At 41.2% G+C, this 23,268-nt stretch carries 20 protein-coding genes; 6 read left to right on the top strand and 14 right to left on the bottom strand.

Features of this window, described 5'->3' with window-relative positions; genetic code table 11:
• Positions 1–183 precede the first annotated feature (183 nt).
• From ACTB00_RS01000 to ACTB00_RS00980, 5 genes are all read right to left on the bottom strand, one after another.
• Positions 184–1,176 carry a FecR family protein gene (locus ACTB00_RS01000; RefSeq protein ID WP_463298083.1) on the bottom strand — a complete coding sequence of 331 codons (993 nt, stop codon included), beginning with the start codon at positions 1,174–1,176 and terminating at the stop codon, positions 184–186.
• Between the two features lie 93 nt (positions 1,177–1,269).
• Positions 1,270–1,860 carry an RNA polymerase sigma-70 factor gene (locus ACTB00_RS00995; RefSeq protein WP_463298082.1) on the bottom strand — a complete coding sequence of 197 codons (591 nt, stop codon included), beginning with the start codon at positions 1,858–1,860 and terminating at the stop codon, positions 1,270–1,272.
• 184 nt (positions 1,861–2,044) lie between these two features.
• Positions 2,045–2,173: a FeoB-associated Cys-rich membrane protein gene (locus ACTB00_RS00990; protein WP_463298081.1), complete on the bottom strand. Its 129-nt coding sequence runs from the start codon at positions 2,171–2,173 to the stop codon at positions 2,045–2,047.
• A 19-nt stretch (positions 2,174–2,192) separates the two neighbouring features.
• Positions 2,193–4,289: a ferrous iron transport protein B gene (gene feoB, locus ACTB00_RS00985; RefSeq protein ID WP_463298080.1), complete on the bottom strand. Its 2,097-nt coding sequence runs from the start codon at positions 4,287–4,289 to the stop codon at positions 2,193–2,195.
• A gap of 6 nt (positions 4,290–4,295) precedes the next feature.
• Positions 4,296–4,550, bottom strand: coding sequence for a FeoA family protein (locus ACTB00_RS00980; protein WP_463298079.1), 255 nt, complete (start codon positions 4,548–4,550; stop codon positions 4,296–4,298).
• A 570-nt stretch (positions 4,551–5,120) separates the two neighbouring features.
• On the opposite strand from ACTB00_RS00980, the gene ACTB00_RS00975 reads away from it, so the two are divergent.
• Positions 5,121–6,224 (top strand): lipid II:glycine glycyltransferase FemX, encoded by a 1,104-nt coding sequence (locus ACTB00_RS00975; RefSeq protein ID WP_463298078.1) that lies wholly within the window; start codon positions 5,121–5,123, stop codon positions 6,222–6,224.
• A 14-nt stretch (positions 6,225–6,238) separates the two neighbouring features.
• Here ACTB00_RS00975 and ACTB00_RS00970 read toward each other — a convergent pair whose 3' ends face one another.
• From ACTB00_RS00970 to ACTB00_RS00930, 9 genes are all read right to left on the bottom strand, one after another.
• Positions 6,239–6,931, bottom strand: coding sequence for a hypothetical protein (locus ACTB00_RS00970; RefSeq protein ID WP_463298077.1), 693 nt, complete (start codon positions 6,929–6,931; stop codon positions 6,239–6,241).
• Between the two features lie 10 nt (positions 6,932–6,941).
• Positions 6,942–9,713, bottom strand: a complete 2,772-nt coding sequence (locus tag ACTB00_RS00965; protein ID WP_463298076.1) for a phosphoenolpyruvate carboxylase — start codon at positions 9,711–9,713, stop codon at positions 6,942–6,944.
• Between the two features lie 82 nt (positions 9,714–9,795).
• Positions 9,796–10,593: a uroporphyrinogen-III C-methyltransferase gene (gene cobA / locus ACTB00_RS00960; RefSeq protein WP_463298075.1), complete on the bottom strand. Its 798-nt coding sequence runs from the start codon at positions 10,591–10,593 to the stop codon at positions 9,796–9,798.
• 59 nt (positions 10,594–10,652) lie between these two features.
• Positions 10,653–11,483: an NAD(P)H-binding protein gene (locus tag ACTB00_RS00955; RefSeq protein WP_463298074.1), complete on the bottom strand. Its 831-nt coding sequence runs from the start codon at positions 11,481–11,483 to the stop codon at positions 10,653–10,655.
• A 10-nt stretch (positions 11,484–11,493) separates the two neighbouring features.
• Positions 11,494–12,234, bottom strand: coding sequence for a uroporphyrinogen-III synthase (locus ACTB00_RS00950; protein ID WP_463298073.1), 741 nt, complete (start codon positions 12,232–12,234; stop codon positions 11,494–11,496).
• A gap of 4 nt (positions 12,235–12,238) precedes the next feature.
• Positions 12,239–13,936: an NADPH-dependent assimilatory sulfite reductase hemoprotein subunit gene (locus ACTB00_RS00945; protein ID WP_463298072.1), complete on the bottom strand. Its 1,698-nt coding sequence runs from the start codon at positions 13,934–13,936 to the stop codon at positions 12,239–12,241.
• 84 nt (positions 13,937–14,020) lie between these two features.
• Complete coding sequence (locus ACTB00_RS00940; RefSeq protein ID WP_463298071.1) at positions 14,021–15,814, bottom strand: assimilatory sulfite reductase (NADPH) flavoprotein subunit; 1,794 nt, start codon at positions 15,812–15,814, stop codon at positions 14,021–14,023.
• Positions 15,811–16,278 carry a precorrin-2 dehydrogenase/sirohydrochlorin ferrochelatase family protein gene (locus ACTB00_RS00935; RefSeq protein WP_463298070.1) on the bottom strand — a complete coding sequence of 156 codons (468 nt, stop codon included), beginning with the start codon at positions 16,276–16,278 and terminating at the stop codon, positions 15,811–15,813. Before ACTB00_RS00935 ends, ACTB00_RS00940 begins: the two co-directional genes overlap by 4 nt.
• 5 nt (positions 16,279–16,283) lie before the next feature.
• Positions 16,284–16,514 carry a DUF2061 domain-containing protein gene (locus ACTB00_RS00930; RefSeq protein WP_159516969.1) on the bottom strand — a complete coding sequence of 77 codons (231 nt, stop codon included), beginning with the start codon at positions 16,512–16,514 and terminating at the stop codon, positions 16,284–16,286.
• Positions 16,515–16,908: 394 nt separating this feature from the next.
• Here ACTB00_RS00930 and ACTB00_RS00925 point away from each other — a divergent pair, with 394 nt between their 5' ends.
• The 5 genes from ACTB00_RS00925 (at position 16,909) to ACTB00_RS00905 (ending at position 23,265) form a co-directional block, all read left to right on the top strand.
• Entirely contained in the window at positions 16,909–17,199 is a 291-nt protein-coding gene (locus tag ACTB00_RS00925; RefSeq protein ID WP_463298069.1) for a chorismate mutase, read from the top strand.
• Between the two features lie 17 nt (positions 17,200–17,216).
• Positions 17,217–18,167 carry an aldolase catalytic domain-containing protein gene (locus tag ACTB00_RS00920; RefSeq protein WP_463298068.1) on the top strand — a complete coding sequence of 317 codons (951 nt, stop codon included), beginning with the start codon at positions 17,217–17,219 and terminating at the stop codon, positions 18,165–18,167.
• 122 nt (positions 18,168–18,289) lie between these two features.
• Positions 18,290–18,751: a DUF6769 family protein gene (locus tag ACTB00_RS00915; protein WP_463298067.1), complete on the top strand. Its 462-nt coding sequence runs from the start codon at positions 18,290–18,292 to the stop codon at positions 18,749–18,751.
• 73 nt (positions 18,752–18,824) lie between these two features.
• On the top strand, positions 18,825–20,156 hold the full coding sequence (locus ACTB00_RS00910) for an efflux RND transporter periplasmic adaptor subunit (RefSeq protein WP_463298066.1): 1,332 nt from the start codon (positions 18,825–18,827) through the stop codon (positions 20,154–20,156).
• A gap of 19 nt (positions 20,157–20,175) precedes the next feature.
• On the top strand, positions 20,176–23,265 hold the full coding sequence (locus ACTB00_RS00905) for an efflux RND transporter permease subunit (protein WP_463298065.1): 3,090 nt from the start codon (positions 20,176–20,178) through the stop codon (positions 23,263–23,265).
• The last annotated feature ends 3 nt before the right edge of the window (positions 23,266–23,268 follow it).

The following is a 23,268-nucleotide window of genomic DNA, read 5'->3' as shown; positions in this document are numbered from 1 at the left end:
TCTCCGAAAAACGGGATATAAGTTAGCAATGTTTTTTTTCATAAATTAGCACTGATTTTAAATTTAACATTTGAACATTAAGTTTTTATTTAAATCGGTGGGAAGTGTTGCAGCACTTCCCTTTTTTATTCTTCTTTTCTCAATTCACAAATTTCTATCATCGATTACTGGTATAGCAATCAATTATTTTCTTTTAAATATGACCTTTGATTTGCCTGAATCTATTTCTGATTTTGGTAAATACTCAACTTTCATTGATGAACTTAACTCAAGCAAGTCGACAACTTGTTGGATCGATTCATTTTCAAAAGTCGTCGTATAGCGATAAGCCAACAGATTTTCATCAGTAATTTCTACTTCCACTCCGTACCAACGTTCCAACTCTCTTGCAACTTCGAGTAATGGAGCATCATCAAATACCAATAAACCTTTTCGCCAGGCAATATATTTGTTCAGGTTTTGATTGATCAGTTCAGTCGATTTTTCATCTTTACTATAACTCAGATGGTCTCCCGGTTTTAGCTTAGCTCGCTTTATACTCTTATTTTCTACACTAATATTCAAATCAATACTTCCTTCTACCAAGCAAACTTCTACCCGGTCATCGCGATTATATGATCGAAAATTAAACTGAGTCCCATGAACTACTACTTCAACATTGTTAGAATAAACTTTAAACTCAGAGTTATCCATTTTTGCAACATCCAAAAATGCTTCTCCGTGGAGTTCAATATTACGGTTGGCTGATGAAAACGGTAAGTTATATTTAATTGTTGTTCCTGCATTAAGCCAGACGTTACTACCATCGGGTAGCAGAACCTTTGATCGGGTTCCTACGGGGCAAACAACCTCTTGTACTGATTGTACAATTTGCTGTTTAGCATTTAAGGGCTCTGGGCGATTGTTGATTTTAGAAATACTCCAGATGGTAACTAATAATAAGGGTAAAATTAAAATCGCAGCAACACGACTGAACTGCTCATATAGTCGGAAAACTTTTCGGCCTTTTTGAATCTGTTTTTTCACAAAGGAATATGCTCCATCGGTATCTACTTCGTCTTTTTGTAGATACAACAAATGAGCTTTAATGAGTTTATCTTCATCTGAAAGTTTGGCATGCTCCTGAACAGAACGTTCATATTTTTGGTTCGTAAGTAACGAATTCTTCTTTTTCATTGATCAGTTAGGTTTCAAGCAAGCAACTATTTACTCTTCCAATAATTAATACAAATGAAAAGGCACACACACGTACGCAAATGTTATTTTTTATTAAAAGTTTTTTAGAATTCCGAGTAAGAATAGCAATCCAACGTAGTCTTTCAACTCGACCCGAAGAATTCGTAAAGCTTTACTGACCTGAGTTTCAACGGTTCTCTTCGAAATATCAAGCTCATTAGCGATCTCATCGTTAGAATCTCCCTTAAAACGACTTTTTATAAATATTTCGCGACAGCGATCAGGCAATTTGTCTATTGCTCTCTTTATTTCTCCCTGAAGTTCTTCTGAAATATAAATATCGGGATCATAAAGAATGTCCTCTTCCACCTGTGCCCTGATATATTGATGAACCTTTTCCTTGATACCCTCACTTTTCAGATAGTTAAAGGCTCTGTTTTTAATGCATGTGAACAGGTAGGGCTTTAACGAATCAGCAGAGTTGATCTTCAATCGGTCTTCCCATAATTGAACAAAAAAGTCCTGAACAATCTCCTCGGAGTCAGGTCTATTTAAAATAATTTGATTCGCGTATAACACCAATCCTGCATAATAAAAACGAAACAGCAACTCAAAGGCGGTCTCGTCACCAACCTTAAAGCGCTCAATAAGAGTACGTTCGTTGATATTTTCAATTTTTTGCATCGGCCAAAAATAAGAGTTCGAAAATAGGCTAATTAAACTGAATTACAAAAGGCTGAAACTGCACTCAAACAGAAAGCTATTCTTCCTCATTCGACATCGCCTAAAAGTCACTTCGCTTATTTCTCGTTAGGAACTTATGAAAGAAGTAGATAAAGTACACAGATCAGTTCTTATTTTTTCCAAATCAGCCGCACCCGCCACATTTGTCGTCGCTACATGAACTACTTTTATTTTTGAAAAAATACTTTTTAACCAGAAAAAAAAGGGCTGCTGCAACAATGAGATAAACCAATATTTCCTGAAATAGTGCCATAGTTTACATCCTCCAACAATTATGCCAACAGCTGATATGCGATCATGGCAACGATATAGGCAAAGCCACTCATAAATCCGAGCTGGATAAGGGGCCATTTCCAACCATTAGTTTCTTTTTTCACGATAGCAATCGTACTCATGCATTGCAGTGCAAAAGCATAAAAAAGAAGCAAAGAAATTCCCGTCGGGAAATTAAATAGCTTACGCCCGGTTCTCAGGTTAACATCTTCCGACATGCGTTGTTTGATGGTTGCCTCTTCGTCGTTTCCAACACTGTAAATCGTTGCTAAAGTTCCTACAAAAACCTCGCGTGCAGCGAAAGAACTGATTAGGGCAATTCCAATTTTCCAATCGTACCCCAAGGGGCGAATCGCCGGTTCGATAGCTCGGCCAACAGTGCCAATATACGAGTGCCTTAACTGATACGAAGCAATAGCGGTCTCAATATCCGGCTCAGAGAGTTGGTCACTTTGTGATTGGTTACGTACAATTTCTTCGGCATGATGAAATTCATCAGAATAGCCATTGGAAGCTAAAAACCACAGCACAATTGAAATGGCTAAAATTATCTTTCCGGCAACAAGCACAAAGCTTTTGGTTTTTTCGATAACCGTATAAAGTACATTCTTCAACAGGGGTAATTTATATCCCGGCATCTCAACCACAAAGAAAGTACGAGAGCGGTTTTTAATTATCTTATTAAGAACGAATGCCGCAAAAACAGCCATACCGAATCCTAACACATACAACCCCATCAGAGTCAGTCCCTGTACGTTGAACCCGAGAACGGTTTGGTCGGGAATCACCAATGCAATAATGATCAGATAAACCGGGAGACGTGCTGAGCAAGTGGTAAATGGAGTAACCAGAATGGTAATCAGCCGTTCTTTCCAATTTTCAATGTTTCGAGATGCCATGACGGCTGGAATTGCACACGCTGTTCCGGAAATCAGGGGGACAACACTTTTTCCACTTAATCCAAAACGGCGCATCACCCGATCCATTAAAAAGACGATCCGGCTCATGTAGCCACTTTCTTCCAAAATTGAAATAAACAGAAATAGAAAAGCGATTTGTGGTACAAAAATGACAATTCCTCCAACTCCCGGAATCACTCCTTCTGATAATAAATCAGTCAATGCACCGGCGGGCAAAGTATCTTTTGTCCATTCGCTAAAACGAGAAAACGACTGATCTATAAAATCCATCGGGATGCTGCTCCAATTGTAGATGGCCTGAAACATCAACAACATGATCATGAAAAAAACAACATAGCCCCAGAATTTGTGGGTTAAAATACGATCCAGGACTCCACGCCAGTCTTTTGCTTTTGTGATATCAACCTTGTAGGCTTTCTTCAGAATTTTATTGATAAACAAGTACCGTTCAATGGTTTCCTTTTGCTGCAAGCGTTTTATTTCTGACGTATTTCTCTCTGAATATTCGTTAACCGGAAGTAGACTTTCATTAATTTTCAGCAAAGGCTCCCCCTGCGAAACAACCAACCAAAGTTGATACAAGTCTTCTCCCCGATAAGCATCTTCAAGTTTCGAAAAATAGCTGGGATCAATCTTTCGAAGATCGACACACCCGGTGGTATTCAATTGCTTATAATTTGCGATTGTTTCTTTGAGTTGCTCAATGCCAACGTTCTTTCTTGAGCTAACAAGTACAATTTTTGTATTCAAATTCTTTTCCAACAAACCAATATCGAGCGAGATTCCGCGCCTTTCAATCTGATCGGCCATATTGATAACAAGAACTGTTGGAACATTTAAATCTTTAATTTGAGTAAAAAGTAACAGATTCCGTTTCAGATTCTCCACATCGGTCACCACCACTGCTAAATCAGGATAATCCTGGCTTTTCGGATTAAGTAGTAATTCAACGACCAACTGTTCATCGGCCGACGAGGCGTTTAAACTGTACGTCCCAGGCAAATCTATAACGTGAGCCTTATCTCCGTTAGGAAGTTTGCAGACTCCTTCTTTTTTCTCAACGGTGATACCCGGATAATTGCCGACTTTCTGTTTTAAGCCAGTGAGTAAATTGAAAATTGAAGTTTTACCGGTGTTCGGATTCCCAATTAATGCAACCTTGATTGTTTTGCTCATGCACTTTTACGCAACTTTTGAAATTTCGATCAACTCAGCAGTCTCTTTACGGATAGCTAAAAAATTGCCGTTTACATTTAAAAACAACGGATCATTAAACGGGGCAACCTGAATGAGTCGCACTTCATTACCTGGCAAACATCCCATTTCCTGTAATTTTACGGGAATATGATCAACCGAAAAATTCGTTATAATACCTATTTCTCCCGGCTTGAGATTAACAATTGTATTAATGATATTGGTTTTCAACTCTTCTAACATCTTGCGATTTCCCTTCTTTATATATTCCAAATGCAACTTACAGACTCACACGATTAAGTATACCTGTACTTTTCCTTCTGACAATTAACACAAAAATAGGGTTTCACGTGTCAACAGGCAATCCCCTTTAATGGTGATATTTGATCTAATTACAGTCGTATATTTTTCTCCTATCCCTTTTTGTTGTGATTACAAAAAACTAATTCGTATGCCATATGAGTAGTGCGAATAATTTGGTGTCATGTTTTGAGTCTTTAACAATTTGTGATAGAAGCGAAACCGAAAACATCAAATAGGTCCGTGACCTCAATTCGTGTTTTGGGTTTCAATAAGCTGGTATTTCGTTATCACTTCCTGCAATTTTTTTTTTGCTGATTAATTTTAAAATGCGATAGCCTCAGTCTGAAAATACACTCATTGACAAAATGACCGAAGAACTTCTTCCCCTATTTTACTGTCAGTGTATTTTGGGTAACCGACTTTATCGATTCAGAAAAACGTAATTTAAACTCCTCTGCATAGAAATTTGCACAGCTATCACCTTTTCATATTTTTGCAAAAAAAAAGCAAATGAGCTGCAGGCTAGCGAGGAAAGAGATTGAAGCCATAAAACCAACTAACATACTCCCACAAACACCATTTTGGGGGAGAGTAAAAGGTGATCAGGGATTTCAACCCAAAGGTTTCGAAATAAATGTGTCAAAGAAGTTATTAAATCCGGCGAAAAGTGCGGATGAACGAATAAAGGAAGATGTATTGGTTCTGATAAAGTACATCAATGACACTCATTGTTTTGCCTACGTTCCGTATGGTCCCAAGTTGGAACCCACCTTTGAAAACCAAGGTGTATTTCTTGAGAAATTATCTGAATTACTGGGAAATCATTTACCTACAAATTGCATCTTCATCCGCTATGATTTAATGTGGCAGAACCAGTGGTCACAGGAATCAGACTACTTCAGCAATCCTGATTTTTGGCAAGGACCGCCAGAAAGCAACATTCAGGAATTCAGGATAAACTACAAAACAAATACGTGGAACTTACGCAAAAGCCCGGTCGATATATTACCCAAGAATACCTTTCTTTTAAATTTGGATAAAACTGAAGCTGAGTTACTGAGTAATATGAGATACAATACCCGCTATAACATCAGGCGAGCCAATAAACAGGGTATTTCGATAAAAGAATATGGTATCGAGCATATTTGCGATTGGTACAAACTATACTCCGACACGGCGATCCGGCACAATATCCCGCTACAGAGCGAAGAATACTTTGCCAATATTTTCAGAAATCAGGACAATCGCGAAAATGGGGTTCACATTAAGATGTTGATGGCTGACTTCGATGGGGAATTTTTAGCATCGATGTTTTTAGTATTGTCTAAAAACCGGGGTACCTACCTGTACGGAGCTTCATCGACCGAAAAAAACAACCTCATGGCAAGTTACGCTCTTCAATGGGAGGCAATACGGATAGCTAAAAAATGGGGCTGTACAGAATATGATATGTTTGGATCGGCTCCCAATTTAGATCGAATGCATCCCTTACACGGCGTACATATTTACAAAAAAGGATTCGGTGGCTACTTATACCATCGAATGGGATGCTGGGACTATCCCTACCTTTCCGAAGAATATGAAATGATTAAAATGAAAGAAGCCAGCAACTGAAACTTGCTATGATCTTATAGTTTTTCGAAATATTTCACCCACAAATAATCAGACATATCCAACGGTGTATTAATTACAAACGCCCCCATTAAAATAACTTTATCAGCTTTAAAAAACTCTTTAATCCTTTTCGACTGGGTCACAATAAAATCGTGACTTTCATCAAACAGGATATCCATCACTTTAGGTTCTGGCTGTTCTTTGGGAATAACATCAAGTTTGGGAGCCAGCATTTGCTGAATTCGTCCCTGCTGAAAATCATCAGGGTCAATTTGATCTGGCATGCCTTTGTGCTGCAACAAACTTCGGTATGCTCCAAAAGCTGCTCCACACGACAAGGTATCACGCTTTTGCCCGTGCCGGTGAACAAATCCAAGGCTTTTTTCATCGATAGCTAAGTGCGGGCCAAAAAAGACAAATGCTGTTCCTCCGTCAGGTATGTGATCGCCGAAAGCATTGAACCCGGTAATTCCGGTAAACGGATATCCGGCCAATCCACCAATTAAAAACACATTATTAAAATAGCTGCGTACTTTTTCAATGACTACGTTATTCAATTCATCGGGGCACAACGAAACTGCAGCAATGGTGTTTTCGATCTCCAATCCGAACTCATGGATCATTCGCTGATAGTATTCGTCCAACACCTGATCGTAAGGTGCGGCCTCAGGAAAAAGTGCTCTGATTCTATCTTCAACTATACTCATATTTATATTTTTACCCGGTTGTTCCTAAAGCGTTTGCAATGGCATTCACACACTGAAGCAATACAAATAAATGTTCAGACTCATCGTTGGTTTGTTTTTTTCTGCTACTCCGCCATTTTTTCAACAAATCAATTTGAGCGTCATGCAAATTATTCATCGCTTCGGCACGCAAAATTGTCGAATAATAATGATTTTTGCGTCGTTCCTTAAATGGTTTTTGAAGCATATCGGCCAACATGGCCTTTGTTAAATCAAACTCTTTGCGAATCTTGTTCATCATCCGCTCCCGAATTGCTTCATCTTCTACTAAAGCAGCATACTTATCCATAATTCGTTCGTCAGTTGCTGCAATACTCGAATCCAGGTTTGTTATTACATATCGTACAAACGGATCATACTTGACTAGTTTCAGCAACTTCTCATATTCATCAGTCTTTTGGGTTTTCAGCTCATTTAAAGTTGAACCTACACCATACCAGCTGGTAATATTGAACCGAGATTGCGCCCAACTGAATACCCATGGGATAGCACGTAAATCTTCCATTGTCCGCTTTCCGGTTCGCCGGGCCGGACGTGAGCCAATCTTGCTGGATTCGATCACATCAATTGGTGTCGCTTCAGCAAAAAAGTGTATAAAATCGGGGTCACTAATTAAATCGCGATAAAACTCCCGACCACGAATTCCCAGCTGATGAAACAATCCTGCAACTTCCTCATTTTCTTGGGACTGATTCGCATGCAATATGGTTTGAGCAGTAACACTTGCCAACATCAACTCCAAATTATAAGCAGCATTCATTTTATTGGCATATTTACGCTCGATAGTTTCCCCCTGCTCAGTAATCCGCAATTTCCCATTGATTGCCCCATGCGGCAATGTTTTCACAAACCAATGCGACGGACCGGCTCCACGGCTGATACTTCCTCCTGTTCCATGAAAAAAGCGAATGAGAACACCATGCTTCTTTCCAACCTCGGAAAGACGCTGCTGCGCTTCATGTAAAAACCAGGAACTTGCCAGTATTCCACCATCCTTGTTACTATCGCTGTAACCAATCATCACATCCTGATAGAGATCATCTGCCTGATCCCGCTTCTGTTGATATTTCAAACTGTTGATGACCACCGGATGACTGAGATAGTCATCCAGAATTTCGGGACTGGCTAATAAATCTTCAATGGTTTCGAATAGAGGCACAACAGGCAATTTGGCTGCCAATAGATCACCATATTTCAGGGTCATTCCAGCTTCTCGCATGAACAGGTAAACAGTTAGCAAATCCTCAGCGTTGCGAGTCATGCTTATAATAAGTTTGCCCAATGAACGGGTGCTGTATTTGTCAATGTGGTTGCTCACCACCTGCATGCTTTCAATCACATTTCGAGCTTCTTCGCCAGCCTCAGAATGATCGACCAAAAACGGACGATTAACCTTTAATTCGGTATCCAAGAAAGAGCGTTTAGCAACCTGCGAAGCAGTTAGCTCACTACCTTCATCCTGTCCCAAGGAGGATACGACAAGTTGTGACAATGCTTTCTCATGATATTCGCTGTTCTGGCGGATATCCAATTGGGCCAAATGAAAACCAAAAACCATTAATAGTCGCTTACATCGCCCAACATCAACCTGGGCAATTTCAAGTAATCCACGATTTTGTAGCTCAACAAACAAGACATCCAAATCTTGTATTAACTGATCAGAATTTTGGTAGCTGGTTGGTCTGTTTTCAAGTTCCAGTGTGTATTCCTGACTTTGGTTGATTGGTATTTTATTCAATAAAAGTAACACATAGGCTTTAAATAGTTCGCTTCTATTCTCTTCCAAAACCGACTCACCCGAGCGTCCCAACTCTTTCGCCATCTGCTGTACCCGATCGACAAACGACGAAGAAACCTCCTTACTATCGATATAGATGCTCAGTTTTTGAGCTAAAAGAAGCAGTTCCTGACGGACAATTATAAAAGCATGAATACGCAGTTTATTAAGTGTCATTTTTGTTGTTTCAGCGGTAACCAACGGGTGTCCATCCCGGTCTCCACCAACCCAATTACCAAAGGACAAACCCGGTAACAGCTCCATGTTATTCAACAAACTTTCATCGAATTCAGATTCCTTCCAGGCTTGTCTCAGGCGTTTATCCAACAGGACAACAACCTCGGGCAGTACATTCGTCAGATAGTGCAAGATGTTGTCCAGCTCTGACTCAATGTGCGGTTTTTCAATATAAATCTCGCCAATATTCCACAAGCGATGCAGTATCTGCTTAATTTCATCGCGAATATCCCCTTGCTCAATGCGAGTGTACATTTGATTTTCGCGCTTCACCAAAAGCAAGTATAGCTTCCGGTATTCCTGTAAAACAACCGAACGTTTTGCTTCGGTGGGATGTGCTGTTAACACAGGCTCAATCATGATGTTGGGGAGTATGGCCAAAATCTGCTTTTCGTCAACTCCTTTTTCCTTAAGCATCTTGAAATTAGTAGCCCACAAGCCATTTACCTTGCTCATGTCCTCTTCTTCTTTTGCCCGACGACTTTGCACTGCTCCATTTACCTCAACAAGATTCAGTAACTGAAAACACATCGACAACATGTGAATATAATCATTACTCAGCAATACATCTTTCGGAGGCTTTTGAGTTGAATTGATCCAGGGGATATGAGGAACTATTTTCTGCGCTCCACTTTCCGTCAGAACCTGGGCAAAGCTTTGCAGCAAAAAACTAAGATCATTGTAAGGTTTTCCAAGTGCTTGTTTTACTTCTTCGAAAACAGACTCCATATTTTGACTATTTTATTTTCAGCAGTTAAACAGACTGAAGCATTGAACAGTTCAAAAAAAGGACGAAGGAGTCTTAAAAAAGTCAAACCCGTGTATGCGCACTCACCTGATGAGCTTGCGTACCGATAATAATAACAGACGGCATAGGTGGATCAACAGTTGTCAGATAGGACTCAATCTCACCCAGTGACGATGTAAACAGTTGCTGATCGGGATGACCAACCCGACTGACAATTTGCATCGGAGTTTCAGCCGGGACGTCCCGAATTAGTAATTCTTTAGAAAGAAGAGTGAGGTTTTTTAGTCCCATATAAACCATAACAGGAGCATTCGCTTTAATCACCGAAGCCACCTCATCAATATTATCAAAACCACCTCTCCGTTTGTGTCCGGTATAAAACATGGCCATGCTATTAGCATTGCGCAAGGTTACCGGAATATGAAAACAAGTGGCAGCAGCGAGTCCGGCAGTAATCCCCGGAACCACCTCAACATTCAGGTCCTCCTGCAAACAAAACGCAAGCTCCTCGGCCCCACGACCAAAAATAAATGGATCGCCTGCTTTTAAGCGCACCACGCGTTTGCCTTCATTGGCAAATTGCTTCAGCCGACTGTGAATATGATCCTGCCTCTCGGTTTGATGCTGGCCATCCTGGTAATGTTTGCCGGCATAAATTCGTTCGGCATTTGGGTTGGCTGCCTCTAATATTTCGGTGCCATGCAAGGCATCATACAAAATCACATCAGCCTGCTCCAATCGCCGAACAGCACGCACCGTGAGCAATTCGGGATCGCCCGGCCCGGCACCAACAATCGAAATAAGGTGAGTGCGTTTATTGTCTGGCTGAAAGCCCTTTATATGCTCGGTGGATTTTGGCATTTACTAAGTGTACTGATTGGTTTATAACAATTCGCTAATTGATGTTTGATACGCTGATCTTAAAATTCATGATTAACCGTTCCGAGATAATCCATAGGGCTGGGAAATTTGAATTGATAATTCAACATCCGAATTAATTTACTACTATCAACCAACTTAAACGGCGATTTTTCATTATTAAATGGTGGAGCTGAAATCCCGGACACAGCTGACGCCCGTTCGTAAAACTCCTGTCGAGTAGGATGAATCGGGCTGCACGCATTGAACGTTTCGCCCCAAACTTCATCATCAATAATTTTAATGATAATCTGTAAGCAATCATCCAAATGAATCAGGTTGACAGGCTTGGTTCCGCTAATTGCCTTTTTCTTTCGACTCAGGAATCGAGCCGGATTCCGGTCAGCTCCAATCAGCCCGCCAAAACGTAAAACGGTCGCTTCGAAGTTCTGATTTTGGGTTAACAGATATTCGGATAAAACCAAGGCTTTACCCGATGGCTTATCCGGCAGTAAAACGTCCTCTTCAGCCACCCTCCCATCCAATTCATTATAAACCGAAGTGGACGAAATAAACAGCACTCGTGGAACTTTGTATTCCTCTAAAAAACCCACTAACTGTTTGATTTGAGCCGGAAAAATAGTCTCAATAAATTCTACCCGCCGTGGAGGAATCGCAACAATAACCAGATCAGTATCAAAAAACGAAGGATTCTTTAATTGAACCTTATCAGCATCTAAAACCAGTCGATAAGGTTCTATTCCGGCAGACGCCATTTTTTTCAATTTCGATCGGGTCGTTACCGATCCTTTCACCTGAAAACCTTTCGCCAAAAGCTTCTCGGCCAAGGGAAACCCCAGCCAACCACATCCGAGTATGGAAATTCGTTTCATCTTAATTGTATTACTCTATGATAATATTGTGTTTGGGCTTCGGCTCATTCAACTTTTCGGTGATTCGCTTAATCGCATATTTCACAAACGAAAGCTCTTCTTGTTCCGAAGATTCCAGTACCAAGTTAGGAAATTCGGCCCAGGCAGCCTGTGCCGTGCGGTCTCCATTCGCTAAAACAGGTGCCTTAGGCGCAGGAAAATTCCCCGATGCTTTATAGCTTTTAATATCGCTTTCGTTAAAAAACAAGTACCCGTCAAAAACTTCGTTTAATAAAATTTCTACAGATGTATTTTTATAGACCTCAACCGACTGCCAGTTAACATTCTGACCATCAAGCAACTCAGGCAATTGATTAAGCGATTTATTTCCTCTCAGATAAATCACTTTTGTTCCATTGCTTTGTGCAATAATCAGTTCGGCCAACGAATAAGCATTGGATGATACAGGACGCAATACTTTTACACCACACCTGGACAAAATGCCTTCCTGCTTTTCCGAAAGGCAATACACCACATCATCCTTTTTCATTCCTATTTTATCAGCAAAACGCGAGAGCCAATGCGCAGCGTACGAGCTGGTTACCACCCACTTTTTATCGACATCCCGCAAATGTTCAAAAAAACGAATGTCGGGTTTACGGTAATTGATTCGAACGAGTGGTTGCTCAATAAAACGAATTTGTTCGCTAATCAGCCATTTGCGAGTTAAGGCTGATAATTTTTTTCCTACAAATATTGCCGGTAATTCCATATTTTCAATGTCTAAAATCTCTTCCTTCTTTTGTTTCTTTCACGTATTCTTTCCGGATAACGAAATCACCAAAACCTTCTCCTTTATTCCTGTTCTTGGCATAGTCTGCTATAATGGGGCGCAGTTCGTTCAGTATTTCTTCTTCCGAAAGAGTTTCTTTGTAAAGGGTATTCAATCTTGTTCCGTTGAAGTTCCCTCCCAAATAGAGGTTGTAATGCCCGAGCGATTTTCCGATAAAACCAATCTCGGCCAGGTAAGGGCGTCCACAACCATTGGGGCAGCCTGTCATTCTTATAACAATCTCTTGTTTTAAAAGATCGTGCTCTTCTAAAATTGATTCGATTTTGCCAACCATTGTTGGTAAGTAGCGTTCTGCTTCGGCAAAAGCCAAACCACATGTATTTAGCGCCACACAGGCAATTGTGTTCTGGCGTAAGCCTGATAGTTGAACCGGCCATACCTCGTACTTTTTCAGAATACGGCTGACCTTGTCTTTTTCGGTGGTGTTGCCAATTACCAGGTTTTGGTTTCCGGTTAAAATGAACTGAGCATCCTCTACTTTTTCGGCTACTTCGCGTAAAGCTGTCTTCAATTTTAACGAGTCGGTGTCTTTTACGCGTCCGCCTTCGATAAACAGATTCAGGCTCCATTTGCCATCAGTTCCTTTTTTCCATCCATAACGATCGCCATTACGGGTGAACGTAAAAGGTTTGGCTGGCTGTAGTTCGTACCCAAGGTACTTGTTGACTTCGGCTTTAAACCAGTCCAATCCCAAGCGATCAATTGTATATTTTAAACGAGCTTGCTTCCGGTTCTGTCGATTTCCGTTATCTTTTTGTACTAAAACCACTTTCTCAGCCACATCAACTGCCTGTTCGGGAGTACAAAAACCAATTACATCAGCCAAGCGAGGATAGGCTTCCGGTATGCCAAAGGTCGATCCAAAACCACCGCCGGCGGTTACATTATAACCGACTAATTTTCCTTTTTCTTCGATAGCGATAAATCCCAAATCCTGAGAGAAAATATCAATATCGTTATAGGGAGGAATAGCCACACCTATTTTAAATTTACGTGGCAGGTAACGAACACCGTAAATCGGCTCAACTTCCTGTTTGCTGTCGGCTACCTTTTTTTGGTCGAGCCAAATTTCGTGATAGGCAGTTGTGCGTGGCGTTAAATGTGCCGAAATATCGTCGGCTAATTTATAAACCGTTGCATGCAGGCCCGACTCACCCGGATTGGCGTGCGACATCACATTTCTATTCACATCGCCACAAGCGGCAATCGTGTCCAACAAGCCTTCGTTTATTCCCTGAATAGTTGCCTTCAACTTGGTTTTAATAACACCATGCAGCTGAAACGCCTGACGTGTGGTTAGTTTCAATGTGCCATTGGCATGTGTATCAGCCAGCTTATCCATTTGCAACCATTGTTTGCCCGTGGTAACCCCTCCCGGAAGCCGAACACGAATCAAAAATGAAAATGCCGGTTCCAGCTTCTGACGCTTTCGCTCTTTCTCCTGATCCCGATCATGTTGTTGGTAAATACCATGAAATTTTGAAACCTGCGTGTCATCATCAGCAATTGCTCCCGTTACCGGATCAGCCAGGCTTTCTTCCAGCGTTCCCCTTAGGTAGTTGCTGTCGTATTTTATTTTTTCAACCTCACTTAATGTGCTCCAATCTATTACTTCGCTCATATCTTTTAAATTCTTTGTTCCTTATTCTTTCTTCTCAATTCTTGACTCTTGATTCTCGGCTCTTTATTCTTGACTCCAGCCATCCTAATACACATCAGCCATAAAGCGTTTTTCTTTCTTCAGCTTTTTGAAATAGGCACGAGCCTTTTTATCAGTCATTCCTCCTTGTGTTTTAATAATGTCTAACAGGGTAACCTGAACGTCGCGAGCCATGTATTTCATATCGCCGCACAGGTAAAAGCTCGCTCCGTTTTCAAGCCATTTAAACACTTCCTCCTGCTGTTGCTTCAGTCTGTCCTGGACGTAAACTTTTTCTTCCTGATCGCGCGAAAATGCCAAATCAATTTTCTCCAGATAACCTTTTTTTAAGTACTTCTGCCATTCAACCTGGTACAAAAAATCAGACGAAAAGCGACGCTCGCCAAAGAACAACCAGCTTTTACCTTTTTGGTTGGCAGCCTCACGTTGTTGTAAGAACGCACGATAAGGAGCAATACCAGTTCCTGCGCCAACCATAATGATCGGATTTCCATTTTCAGCAAGTCTGAAGTTTGGATTTTTATCAATGTAAATAAGGGCAGTTTCATCCACCTCTAACCGATCGGCTAAAAATGTTGAGCAAGCACCATAACGCTCACGGCCCTTGTTTTCGTAACGTACACGCGAAACAGTTATGTGCACTTCATCTTCAACCGACTCTTGACTTGACGAAATACTATACAAGCGCGGAGGAAGCGGACGAAGAGTTTCTAAAAATTCGGTCGCGGTCAGCTTTGCCGGAAACTCATGTAATAAATCCAGCACATCGTGTCCGTATAAATAGTGATCTAGCTTATCTTCATGCTCTACAATCTCCTGAACTTTTTTCAGTCCGGTTTTCTCAGCATACTTTTGAATGACATCCCGGGTTAATAGTGTAATTTCGTAATGATGCTCCAACGCTTCATTGAACTGTAATTTTCCGATTCGGGTTTCCACCACCTCATTATTAATTACGCCTAACGACTTGATGATGTCTTTCACCAATTGCGGTGGGTTTTGCGCAATTACGCCTAGAGCGTCGCCCGGCTCATATTTTATACCGGAACCTTCAAGCGACAATTCCAGGTGGTACACTTCTTTATCAGAATCACGTCCGGTTATGCGAACTTTATCAAGTACGGTTGATTTAAATGGGTTCTTTTTTGAGTAGGCATTCTCTTCGGATTTCGTTTCCGTAGGTTGAATAGATTGTGACGAAGCTTTTGGCTGTAACTTACCTAATTCGACCAACACATCATCAGTCCATTTGGCGGCGTCTTCCTCATAATCTACGTCACATTTTACAATTGAAACCAATTCGTTTGCTCCTGCTTTTTTGAAGGCCTCGTCAATATCAACTCCGGTTTGGCAAAAAAGCTTATAACTTTTATCACCCAGAGCCAAAACTGAATAATTTAAACCCTCGAGCTTCGGAACTCTTTTCCCGGTAACAAACTCGTGAAAATCTTCAGCCATTTCCGGTGGTTCTCCCTCTCCATGTGTACTAACAATAACCAGCACATTTTTTTCGTCTTTCAATTGCTTAGGTTTATAGTCGTCCATGGGTTTGGTAACACATGCTATATTTTGAGCCACTGCCTTTTCGCAAAGCGTTTTAGCCAAAGCTTCACTTCTTCCGGTATGTGTGCCATACAGAATGGTCAGTGGTAATTTTTCTACTGATTCAGTTGCAGCCTCAACCGCCACTCCCTGGGGTGTTACGCCAGCAGACACTGCTCCTGCTAATCCTTGAAAATAACCACTCAACCAAGTAACCTGATCGGGTTGAATACCTTGTGTCAGGTCCTGCAAAGCTTTCAGTTGAGCTTCATTCAATGGGGATAATTTAATACTCATTTCTTCTGGTCTTTATCTGTTTTAGTTTCTAAAAATTCTTTGATCTCGTTTCTGATTCTGATTGATGAATAAACATCTTTCGCATTTGAGCTGACGGCCACCCGAATGTTCTCGTTTTGGTAGATGGCCGGTGAAACAAATTGGCAGAGTGCCGGATTATCATGAATGTTGACAAGTACTCCAGCTTCACGTCCATCTTTCGCAATTTGAGCATCCAACTCGGGGTTGTTTGTACATGAATAAAACATCAGGTAGCCATTCAAATCACCTTTTTCGTAAGCTTTTTCGCGATAAGGGACATCGCTGTTTTTAATATCGTCACACACTTGCAGTGCAATTACTTCCAGATAAGCATTAAAACGCTTCAGAATTTTAATCTTGTTCCAGGCCGACTGATCTCCCCCGATGATCAGGATCTTTTCGCCGGCAATGTTAACTGCAATAGGTAGGTAATTCTTTTCCATGCCTTTTAAATTTGATATTCGATGTCGGAGTCATCAATTTTTCCGAACTTAACTTTATTCCACGTGCGTTCGTGGAAATAATACAAGATCATCTTTGTAAACAACTCAACACCTCCAATGGTCACAGCATACTCTAATTTTCCAACAACCAACCATGCAATCATTATCGTGTCGATGGTTCCAACCATTCTCCACGAAATTGTTTTTACGACACTGCGATATGCTTTTTCTCTCATACTCAATTGATGTTATTTTATCTAAAACCATAAAAAAAGCCCTTCTGGATTTCAGAAGGGCTTTACTATGATTGTTATATCACACTATATTATCATCTAATTTTTCCCTTCTGTATAAGAAATCCACAACACATACACATCATCATGTTACATGTTACACACATCATTTTATATACAGAAGTTCTAAAATTCATCGATTCAATTTTTCGTTTGCTTAACGCCTCAAATGTAGATACATATTTGAAAAAAGCCAAAAAAAATACTTCCTTTTTTTTATTCAATCTAAATAAGGATAGATAAGTGATTAATTTCTAATTTGTTCTGATTATAAATTAATGTAAATTATTTCTTAAAAACTTCAAATTGTTATTTTTGTGCCGAAATATTTTATAAAATGAAAAAACCAAGTGCGTGTAATACAATAGAAGAGATTAGAAATGAGATTGATCACATTGACCATTCCATCCTCAAACTACTAGCCAACCGCCAGGAGTTTGTTGAAGAAATTGTCAAATACAAAACCGATCAGGACTCAGTAATTGCGCAAGACCGCCAAAACGAGGTTTATGCCCAGCGACGCGAATGGGCGAATAATCTGCAATTGAATGCTGATTTTATCGAGAATATTTTCAAGCAATTAGTACAGCACAATATTGAAAGAGAACTCAAACTTTTGAAAAAATAAACCATAAAGACTTAAAAATGTACAAAAAAGATATTAAAGTACTGGACTGCACCGTTCGTGATGGCGGACTGATGAACAAGTGGCAATTTGATGACGCCTTTGTAAAAGGAGTATATGACGCATGCGTTGAAGCAGGTGTTGATTACATGGAAATTGGTTACCTGAGTAGCGAAAAAGCCTTTGACCGAAAAGAAGTTGGGCCATGGAAATTTTGTGCCGACAAAGACTTACGACGCATTGTCGGTGACAATAATACAAATCTGAAATTATCGGCAATGGCTGATATTGGCCGGATTGACTTTGACGACATCCCGCAAGCCAGCGAAAGCCTGATCGATTTAATTCGCGTTGCCTGTTATGTACACCAAATGGATAAAGCGATTGAACTAGCACACCACTGCATGGATAAAGGTTATGAAACAACGATCAATTTAATGGCTGTTTCTAAAGTTAGTGAACATGATTTGGATGAAGCATTGACTGATTTTGCCGCATCAAGAGTTCCTGTTTTCTATTTGGTGGACAGCTTCGGAAGCATGTACTGCGAGTCGATTGAAAAATTGATGGACAAATACACCAAAGCCTTACCCGGGAAAGTAATCGGAATTCATGCGCACAACAACATGCAACTAGCTATGAGTAACACCATTACCTCGTTAATGAAAGGTGCAACCATGCTGGACGCTACCTTGCTTGGGATGGGACGTGGTGCCGGAAACTGCCCGATTGAAATCTTAGTAGCTTTCTTGAAAAATCCTAAATACCGATTGTTGCCATTATTAAAGGCAATTCAGGAGCAAGTGTTGCCCTGGAATAACAAGATTGACTGGGGATACCATGTTCCTTACCTGATTACAGGAGCTTTAAACGAGCATCCGCGCAGTGCAATGGGCTGGATGGATTCGGAAAAGAAAGATGATTTTGTTTCGTTTATGAAAGAAATGCACGACTACGAATTACTAGAGTAATACGATATTACGCGGCCTGTCCGCGAATCAAACCCTAAATTCATCAACCTTCATCATTTATTTGGTGAAGGTTTTTTGGTTTAAAAATATTAACAACCAATAAATATCTAAAAGTTTCAAGTTTGATAGAAAATTGTATTTTTGCTATCTGGATTGTCAAAATGATTCAAAAGCTTAAACATATCGGAGCATTTTGTATGTGGATAGCCATGGTGGTGATCATCGCCCATGCTGTTATTCCTCATCACCATCATGCTCGTGTTGCAACCTGCGAACACGAATGCACTCACGACAATACGGCAACAAGCGTTACTCAACAATCAGTTGACTTGCATCAAACATTGGCGACAACCCAGTGCCAGGAAACGCACGACAATGCGCATTGCCATGCTTGTCATTTCTCCACCGAAGCAACCACCAACCTATCAAAATTGACAATTAGCAATACCATCTACATTTACAGCTTTGTAGCGAATTTGCTTCAACCCAAAGAAGAGATAACACATGTAGATTACTGGATTAATCATTACCAATTTGATTTTTATTCTCACGTTTCGCTTCGTGGCCCTCCGGCCTTAGCTTAATTCCAACCTTAGTTTTCTAATTCTATTTTTAATCATTTTCAGCACTAGCTGAGAAGCAGTTGACATGTTAATCATGAAGAAGATTATTCTACCATTTTTAATGGCTGGCTACCTGTTTTGGGGTATCGCCTGCACACATAAGCATCATGAAGCTGAACACGATCACGCACATTCCGGAGATTCAGAACACAGTCACGAAGAGCAAGGACACAACCTTTTAGCGGAAGGGCACGACCACGAAGATGAAGGTGATGACCACGACCACGAAGGAGAAGAACACCTGCACGAAGGAGAGCACCTGCATGATGAAGGAACACACCAGCATGATGAGGGAACACACCAGCACGATGGAGGAGCATACCAAAACAATGAAGGAGAGCCCCAACACGACGAAGGAGAACATGCTGATGACTTAAAATACGGCATCGTTGAATTACAGCCAAAAACGTTTAGAGAAGTAATCCACACCAGCGGGAAAATTATGCCTGCTCAAGGCGATGAGATTACCTTAACGGCAGTTCACGATGGTGTTGTTGTTTTTGGTAATAAAGCACTAATGTCCGGAGAAAAAGTCAGAGAAGGTGAAAAGCTCATAACGATTTCCGGCAAAGGTCTAATCCACGACAATATTGAGACAACCTTTATGGACTCGAAATCAGCCTTTGAGACAGCTAAAGCCAGTTATGAACGCGCCAAGTTGTTGAATGAAGATAAAATAACCTCGGACAGAGAACTCGCCGAGATAAAAATGGCCTACGAAAAAGCAAAGAATAGTTACGAAATTGTTCGTAAAAATTATTCAGCTGGCGGACAAAAGGTGGCCGCTTCAACCAGCGGTTTTATCAAAAACGTTTTTGTAACAGAGGGGCAGTTCGTCACCACCGGACAGCCGCTTTTGAAAATCACAAAAAACAAGCGTCTGGTCGTTAAAGCTGATGTTCCGCAACGCTACTTTCCGATGCTGAGCAGAATAAAAACAGCCAACTTCGTTACAACTTACGACAAGAAACTTCATAAAACCAATGAGCTGAACGGTCAATTAATTTCGTACGGCAAGTCAACCGGAGACAATTCGCTATTCACCCCGATCTATTTTGAAATCGATAATGTAGGAAACCTCTTGGCTGGCTCATTTGTGGAAGTTTACCTGAAAACCGTGGAGATTCCGAATGCGATTGTGGTTCCCAAGTCTGCTTTGCTTGAAGAAGCTGGCCGTTACTATGTTTTTGCTGAAGAAGGTGAAAGTTTTGAAAAGCACTATGTCACGATTGACTGCAACGATGGCGAAAATTACCACATTTCCAATGGTCTTAACGCAGGCGATCATGTAGCGACCAAAAATCCGTATTTAATCAAATTGGCTTCTATGTCGAGCGCACTGCCGGCACATAGCCACCAACACTAATTCTTCAAAAAAAACAGTTATGCTGAATAAAATTATTGAATATTCGCTGAAGAATAAGCTGGTGGTTCTGATCATGGCGACCCTTATTCTTGGTGCCGGAATTTATGTAACCACCGACATGGAGGTGGATGTTTTTCCTGATCTAAACGCACCAACCGTTGTCGTCCTAACCGAAGCGCATGGGATGGCACCGGAGGAGGTTGAGCGGCTGGTTACCTTCCCCATTGAAACAGCAGTGAATGGAGCAACGAATATCCGCAGGGTCCGAAGTTCCTCAGCCATGGGTTTTTCAATCGTTTGGGTTGAATTTGACTGGGATATGGACATTTACGACGCCCGCCAGATTGTAAGCGAAAAACTAGCCAACATTGCCGATGCCATGCCTGCCGGAGTGGGCTCTCCCACCCTGGCCCCACAATCATCCATCATGGGCGAAATTATGATGATCGCCCTGACGGCTGATGAAACTTCGGCGATGGATTTGCGAACTCTGGCTGACTGGAATATTCGCCCTCGCCTGCTTTCGGTGGGCGGAGTAGCTCAGGTAGCCATTATTGGAGGCGATTTGAAAGAGTTTCAAATTCTGGCCGACCCGCTCAAACTGAAGTTTTATGATGTTTCTTTTCACGAGTTGATCGCAGCATGCCAGGCATCCAATGAAAATGTGTCGGGTGGATTTCTAAACGAGCACGGACAGGAATACCTGATCCGGGGATTAGCCCGTACCAACATTCTGGAAGACATTGGCAACACTTTGATTAAAATGCAGGACGGCCATCCCATTAAGGTAAATGATGTAGCTACCGTAAAGATCGGCACTGCGCCTAAAATTGGTGACGGATCATACCGCGGAGAAAAAGCAGTTATCCTGACTGTTACCAAACAGCCCAATATTAACACGCTGGACTTAACCGAAAAAATCATAACATCACTGGATGATTTAAAAGAAACGCTTCCCGGAGATGTGAAGATTCACACTGATATCTTTGAACAGGCTAAGTTTATCCAAACATCGGTCAATAATGTTCAAAAAGCACTGATTGAAGGGGGATTGTTTGTTGTGATCATCTTGTTTGTCTTTTTGATGAACTACCGCACCACGATCATTTCAGTACTGGCTATTCCTCTCTCTCTGCTGGTAGCTGTTTTGGTCATGAAATGGCTCGGAATTTCCATCAATACGATGACTTTGGGAGGAATGACCATTGCCATCGGTTCATTGGTTGACGATGCGATTATTGATGTTGAAAATGTGTACAAGCGCCTGCGTGAAAACAGTCGTTTACCCAACACAGAAAAGCGACCTCACTTCAACGTGATCTACGAAGCGTCGGTTGAAATTCGTGCGTCCATTCTCAATGCCACTTTGATTATCATCATCGCTTTTGTACCCCTGTTTTTCCTCTCGGGTATGGAAGGCCGTATGCTTAAACCACTGGGGATTGCTTACATTGTTTCGCTGTTTGCGTCCTTGTTTGTTGCTGTAACCGTCATCCCCGTTTTAAGCAGCTTTTTACTGACCAACGAAAAACGACTCCAAAGGCAGGCAAAAGGAAGCCGGGTGGAACGCTTCTTACAAAATTACTACACCAAAACATTGAGCCAGGCCATTCGCTATCGCAAAGCAGTCATCAGTATTTCCGGAGTACTGTTTGTTCTTTCAATCTTATTAGTTACCAGCTTTGGCCGGAGTTTTCTGCCGCCATTCAACGAAGGCTCGCTTACAATTAATACGACAACCATGCCCGGAATCAACCTGGAAGAAAGCAACAAACTGGGTGTCGAAGCTGAACAAGCCTTGTTATCGATTCCCGAAATCACTTCGGTTGCCCGAAGAACAGGACGTGCAGAGATGGCAGAGCATGCTTTTGGTGTTAATGTTTCGGAGATCGATGCCCCTTATCAGTTGGATGATCGTTCGAGAGTTGATTTTTTGAGCGAAGTACGCGAGAAACTCAACCGGATTGAAGGGATTACAGTTGAAGTTGGACAACCAATTAGCCACCGGATTGATGCCATGCTTTCAGGTTCAAAAACCAACATCGCCATTAAGCTTTTTGGTACCGACTTAAACAGTATGTTCCGATTGGCTAACCAAATCAAAGAGACCATTCAGGATGTGAAGGGAATTGGAGATTTATCCGTGGAGCAGCAAATTGAAATTCCGCAGTTGCAAATCAAACCAAACCGCGAAATGCTTGCTCGCTACGGCATTTCGGTAAATGAGTTTCTCGAATTTGTGGAATATGCATTTGGTGGCGAAAAAATCTCTGATGTCTTTGTCAACGAAAAAGCCTTCAACTTAATTCTAAGGTTTGACGACAAAAGCCGGGATAATATCGAAGCTATTAGGAATGCGCTGATAGACACGCCGGACGGACAAAAAGTACCACTTTATTATGTGGCCGATATTGAGTCTACTTTTGGACCAAACACCATTGGTCGCGAAAATGTGATGCGCAAAATTGTCGTGGCAGTCAATGTTGCCGACCGTGATGTTCGAAGTGTTGTCAATGATATCCAAAAGGAAATTAATGAAAACATCCAGCTACCCGAAAATTATCATCTCGAGTATGGCGGACAATTTGAGAGTGAAGCAGATGCTTCGCGTACCTTGATGATCGCATCGCTTGGTGCCCTACTCATCATTTTCATCCTGCTATATGTCGAATTCAAAAACACCAAGCTGGCCATGATTATTCTGATCAATCTTCCGCTGGCATTAATTGGAGGCGTAATCGCTATTTGGATGACCTCAGGTGTTATTAGCATTCCATCAATCATCGGGTTTATCACGCTCTTCGGAATTGCAACACGCAATGGTATTTTGCTGATTTCGAGGTATCAATCGTTATCCGATCAGGTTGTAAGCTTAAAAAAACGGATTGTGCATGGTTCGGCTGATCGGCTTAATCCGATATTGATGACTGCGTTGACTGCTGCTTTGGCATTAATACCACTTGCACTGGCCGGCGAAAAACCGGGAAACGAGATTCAGAGTCCCATGGCTATTGTAATTCTTGGAGGATTGCTTAGTTCAACCCTATTGAACATTTATGTCGTTCCAATAATTTACTATCTATTTCAAAAAAAACAGGAAGCAAAATAACAA

It is taken from the genome of Sunxiuqinia sp. (genome assembly GCF_055140945.1).
This window is presented reverse-complemented; position numbering and strand designations above follow the sequence as displayed.

Coding starts and splice junctions, on each gene's coding strand:
- ACTB00_RS01000 (WP_463298083.1), bottom strand. CDS start 1,176: ATGAAAAAGAAGAATTCGTTACTTACGAACCAAAAATATGAACGTTCT.
- ACTB00_RS00995 (WP_463298082.1), bottom strand. CDS start 1,860: ATGCAAAAAATTGAAAATATCAACGAACGTACTCTTATTGAGCGCTTT.
- ACTB00_RS00990 (WP_463298081.1), bottom strand. CDS start 2,173: ATGGCACTATTTCAGGAAATATTGGTTTATCTCATTGTTGCAGCAGCC.
- feoB (WP_463298080.1), bottom strand. CDS start 4,289: ATGAGCAAAACAATCAAGGTTGCATTAATTGGGAATCCGAACACCGGT.
- ACTB00_RS00980 (WP_463298079.1), bottom strand. CDS start 4,550: ATGTTAGAAGAGTTGAAAACCAATATCATTAATACAATTGTTAATCTC.
- ACTB00_RS00975 (WP_463298078.1), top strand. CDS start 5,121: ATGAGCTGCAGGCTAGCGAGGAAAGAGATTGAAGCCATAAAACCAACT.
- ACTB00_RS00970 (WP_463298077.1), bottom strand. CDS start 6,931: ATGAGTATAGTTGAAGATAGAATCAGAGCACTTTTTCCTGAGGCCGCA.
- ACTB00_RS00965 (WP_463298076.1), bottom strand. CDS start 9,713: ATGGAGTCTGTTTTCGAAGAAGTAAAACAAGCACTTGGAAAACCTTAC.
- cobA (WP_463298075.1), bottom strand. CDS start 10,593: ATGCCAAAATCCACCGAGCATATAAAGGGCTTTCAGCCAGACAATAAA.
- ACTB00_RS00955 (WP_463298074.1), bottom strand. CDS start 11,483: ATGAAACGAATTTCCATACTCGGATGTGGTTGGCTGGGGTTTCCCTTG.
- ACTB00_RS00950 (WP_463298073.1), bottom strand. CDS start 12,234: ATGGAATTACCGGCAATATTTGTAGGAAAAAAATTATCAGCCTTAACT.
- ACTB00_RS00945 (WP_463298072.1), bottom strand. CDS start 13,936: ATGAGCGAAGTAATAGATTGGAGCACATTAAGTGAGGTTGAAAAAATA.
- ACTB00_RS00940 (WP_463298071.1), bottom strand. CDS start 15,814: ATGAGTATTAAATTATCCCCATTGAATGAAGCTCAACTGAAAGCTTTG.
- ACTB00_RS00935 (WP_463298070.1), bottom strand. CDS start 16,278: ATGGAAAAGAATTACCTACCTATTGCAGTTAACATTGCCGGCGAAAAG.
- ACTB00_RS00930 (WP_159516969.1), bottom strand. CDS start 16,514: ATGAGAGAAAAAGCATATCGCAGTGTCGTAAAAACAATTTCGTGGAGA.
- ACTB00_RS00925 (WP_463298069.1), top strand. CDS start 16,909: ATGAAAAAACCAAGTGCGTGTAATACAATAGAAGAGATTAGAAATGAG.
- ACTB00_RS00920 (WP_463298068.1), top strand. CDS start 17,217: ATGTACAAAAAAGATATTAAAGTACTGGACTGCACCGTTCGTGATGGC.
- ACTB00_RS00910 (WP_463298066.1), top strand. CDS start 18,825: ATGAAGAAGATTATTCTACCATTTTTAATGGCTGGCTACCTGTTTTGG.
- ACTB00_RS00905 (WP_463298065.1), top strand. CDS start 20,176: ATGCTGAATAAAATTATTGAATATTCGCTGAAGAATAAGCTGGTGGTT.